The sequence below is a fragment of the Actinoplanes campanulatus genome, assembly GCF_014647795.1.
GTDB classification, from domain to species: domain Bacteria; phylum Actinomycetota; class Actinomycetes; order Mycobacteriales; family Micromonosporaceae; genus Actinoplanes; species Actinoplanes campanulatus.
Genome location: NZ_BMPW01000064.1, coordinates 1 through 2564, shown reverse-complemented (window position 1 = coordinate 2564; position 2564 = coordinate 1). Strand labels below are relative to the sequence as shown.

Below are 2564 nucleotides of genomic sequence, written 5' to 3'. Positions count from 1 at the left end.
GTGTAGTACACTGTATTACAGACGTCTTACGAGGTGATATCATGAGTTTTTCCATCCGTTTAACCGACCATGAGCGCCGCTTAGCGGACTCCTACGCCCACCTACACTCACAATCCCTGAGCGAGGCTTTCAAGCAAGCCCTCTTCGACCGCATCGCCGACGAGTTCGACCTTCAGATAGCACACGACGCACTCACCGACTACGCCAACGACAACTACCAGTCTCGTCCCATCAGCGAGCTATGGGACGAGTGTGACCTATGAGCTGGCAGATCGAAACCACTAGCCGGTTCGATAAAGAATTCAAAAAGCTAGACCGCTACACCCAAAAACTCATTCACGGCTGGATCACGAAAAACATCGACAACACCGACGATCCCCGCCGCCACGGCAAGCCCCTCACCGGTGATCTTTCCGGACTGTGGCGCTACCGCATCGGCGACTACCGCCTCATATGCACACTCAACGATAACCGCCTCATCATCCTCGCCCTGTCCATCGGTCACCGCCGCGACATCTACCGATAAGCCCCGATAGAAAGATACATAGATACTCATACACCTATCATCATGTACACCTATCTACACTGCTAGACACCTGTAACACCCACCCCCGACACAAACCACACCCACCACCAACACGAACCCCGCAACACCAGCTAAAGCCGCTCCCAGGTCATGGCGTGGTGTCTCGTCCTTCACTGGTAGGGGTCGTAGGGGAAGCCGTAAGTGTGTTCCAGGGCCTTGCGCAAAAGGTCGTTCATAGTTGTGTGTTCGGCAACGGCCCTCATCTTCAACGCTGTGTGGGTAGCGGTAGGTAGCTTGACGTTGAACGCGGTGAGGGGGGTCTTGGCCGACTGGAAAGTTTCGGCAACACTGGCCCCCTGGCTTGCCACCATCCGACCGGTGTAACGGCTGGCCTTGTCCGCGGCGGTGGGCTTGCGATTCTTACTCACTTCAGCATCTCCTTGATCTGGGCAGCAACCTGGGCGAACTCTCCTAGATCTGTTGGCCGGGTCCCGATGGCTTGCCGATAGGCGACCCGCCGATGAACTTCCGCGTCGAGAACGTCTAGACCCTCGACAGCGGCGGCCCCCTCATAGGCGTCACGGTATTGCCTGGTCCAATCGGCCTTGTTGAAGAGCAAGGCCCGGCGCGTGCCGTGGGCCACCTGATAGGTCATCAAGGCCCGATCCATGTCCAGGTCCCCCGACTCGGTCGGGATGATGACCACATCGGCGACGTCGAGGGCTGCGGTAATCGTCTGAGAGTCACCAGGGGGAGTGTCGATGATGACGAGGTCGGCGTCAATATCACGGCAGCGCCTGACAATGGGGGCATTAGCCGGGCGGACCTCGAAGTCCAACTGGTCACCGGCTTCGAAAGCGTCGGTAGCCCATGACGTCGCCGATCCTTGCGGGTCGGCGTCAAGCAAGATGACTCGGTACTGAGCGGCTAAGGCCGTTGCTAGGGCGTGTCTCCTATATTTGGAGCCATTGGAGGATGGCGTGTAGGACTGTGGCTGACCTGTAGGTGACGGCAAGCTTGTCGTACCTGGTGGCCAGACCACGCCACTGTTTGACGCTGTTGAAGGAGCGTTCCACGACGTTTCGTCCCTTGTATGCCTCTGCGTCAAAGGCGGGTGGATGGCCTCCCTTGGAGCCCTTCTTCTTCCGGGAGGCGATCTCGTTCTTCTTCTGGGGGATCACTGCCTTGACGTGGTGATCTCGAAGGTATTCACAGTTCACGCCCGACGTGTAGCCCCGGTCCGCCATGACCGTGTCGGGTGTGGTGCGGGGCCTGCCGGTGGGCCTGGGGACGTAGATGTCCTTCAAGGTGTCCTGCATCATCGCGCCGTCGTTGCGCTGGCCTCCAGTGACGACCATGGCCAAGGGACGCCCGTTGCCGTCCACGACCTGGTGGATCTTCGTGGTCAACCCCCCGCGCGAGCGTCCAATGCCGTGACCTGCAGGCTCATCCTCGCCCAGCGGAGAATTCTTGTAGTTCGATGAAGCCCCCCGTGTCCTGGTCGGGGCGCGTCGTGTTCGTGGCGTGTTGGTGGGCACGGTTGATCGTGGCGTCAATGCTGACCGTCCAATCCACTTTCCCAGCCGAATCCGCTTGGGCCACCACCTGAGAAAGGACACAATCCCACACGCCCCGCCTCGCGTAGGAGCGGTGACGCTTCCACACCGTCTGCCACGGCCCATACCTCTCACGAGGCAGGTCTCTCCAAGGAATCCCCGTCCTGTAGCGGTAGATGATCCCGTTGACGATCATCCGACTATTCGAGAACGGGCGACCCCGACGCCCACAGTTCGTTGGCAACAGGGGCTCCACACGCTCCCACTGCTCATCCGTCATCGCCTCAAACCGAGACTTCTCATTCACCCCGCCAGTATCTCGCGACCCTCACCTCACATATAGGAGACACACCCTAGCAGACGGTGAGCTATCGATCGACCTGATGACGAATTGGTTCGTTGACCAGGTGTATCCCGACACCGACTGCGATGTCGAGCGGTGGTGGCAGGTGATCGATCGCACCACCGGGGATGTCATCGCC

Annotated in this window: 7 protein-coding genes; 3 read left to right on the top strand and 4 right to left on the bottom strand. The window is 59.3% G+C overall.

What is annotated here, in order from left to right:
* Together relB and IEZ13_RS46010 are read left to right on the top strand one after the other, a co-directional pair.
* Positions 1-263, top strand: a 263-nt coding sequence (gene relB, locus IEZ13_RS46015) for a type II toxin-antitoxin system RelB family antitoxin (protein WP_229795818.1), incomplete at its 5' end; no start/stop codon positions are given.
* The gene (locus tag IEZ13_RS46010) at positions 260-526 is read left to right on the top strand and encodes a type II toxin-antitoxin system RelE family toxin (RefSeq protein ID WP_118695649.1); all 267 of its coding nucleotides are present in this window, start codon (positions 260-262) and stop codon (positions 524-526) included. The genes relB and IEZ13_RS46010, both read left to right, overlap by 4 nt.
* A gap of 170 nt (positions 527-696) precedes the next feature.
* Here IEZ13_RS46010 and IEZ13_RS46005 read toward each other — a convergent pair whose 3' ends face one another.
* From IEZ13_RS46005 to IEZ13_RS48180, 4 genes are read right to left on the bottom strand one after another with little or no spacing between them, the layout of a single operon-like run.
* Positions 697-954 (bottom strand): hypothetical protein, encoded by a 258-nt coding sequence (locus IEZ13_RS46005; RefSeq protein WP_189285804.1) that lies wholly within the window; start codon positions 952-954, stop codon positions 697-699.
* Complete coding sequence (locus tag IEZ13_RS46000; protein WP_373293119.1) at positions 951-1568, bottom strand: nucleotide-binding protein; 618 nt, start codon at positions 1566-1568, stop codon at positions 951-953. The genes IEZ13_RS46005 and IEZ13_RS46000 overlap by 4 nt, the downstream gene beginning before the upstream one ends.
* A complete protein-coding gene (locus tag IEZ13_RS45995) occupies positions 1480-2064 on the bottom strand; it encodes an IS5 family transposase (RefSeq protein ID WP_373293118.1) in 585 nt (194 codons plus the stop codon). Before IEZ13_RS45995 ends, IEZ13_RS46000 begins: the two co-directional genes overlap by 89 nt.
* The gene (locus tag IEZ13_RS48180) at positions 1973-2362 is read right to left on the bottom strand and encodes an IS5 family transposase (protein WP_041446267.1); all 390 of its coding nucleotides are present in this window, start codon (positions 2360-2362) and stop codon (positions 1973-1975) included. The genes IEZ13_RS45995 and IEZ13_RS48180 overlap by 92 nt, the downstream gene beginning before the upstream one ends.
* Between IEZ13_RS48180 and IEZ13_RS48175 the strand changes: the two genes are divergently transcribed.
* On the top strand, positions 2259-2564 hold a 306-nt coding region (locus IEZ13_RS48175; protein ID WP_189285803.1), incomplete at its 3' end, for a 1,3-beta-galactosyl-N-acetylhexosamine phosphorylase N-terminal domain-containing protein. The two genes, IEZ13_RS48180 and IEZ13_RS48175, sit on opposite strands and share 104 nt — an antisense overlap.